This window comes from Pseudomonas sp. YQ_5 (assembly GCF_043103305.1).
Taxonomy (GTDB): Bacteria; Pseudomonadota; Gammaproteobacteria; order Pseudomonadales; family Pseudomonadaceae; genus Aquipseudomonas; species Aquipseudomonas putida_Y.
This window is the reverse complement of sequence record NZ_JBICJS010000035.1, coordinates 1-512: the sequence shown is the minus strand read 5'-3', so window position 1 is coordinate 512 and position 512 is coordinate 1. Positions and strand designations below refer to the sequence as shown.

Genomic DNA, 512 nt, shown 5'->3' with positions numbered 1-512 from the left:
CCTGAGCGTGGGCGGCCAAGCGTTCCAGTGCTGCGCGCAGTTTGGGGTCGGTAATGCCCTCGGCGGTGTCGCGCAGGCTCTCGGCCGCGCTGTTCGAAAGCTCGGCAGCATGCCCGCCACGCTTGGCCGGCACCAGCGGCGGCTGCACTTTGTACAGGATGCGCCTGAGGTTGCCGAATGCTTCCATGGCCTGCAGTGCCGCCAGCAAACGCTTCTGCTGGTAGCGCAGGCGGGTTGCCCAATGGCCGTCGGTTACCACCAGCAACAAAGTGCCATCGCGCCAGGACGCCACATGGCAGTGCTCGCGGGCGGCCGGTTGCAACTGGCTTTCCAGCAGGCGCTGCAAGTGCTCCAGGCGCTCGGCCTGGTTCAGCAGCAGGCGCAGCGGGCGCACCTGGCGCAGCAGGGCGGAGGGCGGCTGGGCGGGGGAAGGTTTATAGGCCATGGGGGTACGCGTGAGGTGACGTGGGCACAGTCTAACATCTCCGTTGCCTGTGCCGGCCTCTTCGCGG

Annotated in this window: 1 protein-coding gene; it reads right to left on the bottom strand. The window is 67.8% G+C overall.

Annotated elements, in window-relative coordinates:
* On the bottom strand, positions 1-445 hold a 445-nt coding region (locus ACF8EA_RS06260; RefSeq protein WP_392521305.1), incomplete at its 3' end, for a DUF721 domain-containing protein.
* Between the last annotated feature and the right edge of the window lie 67 nt (positions 446-512).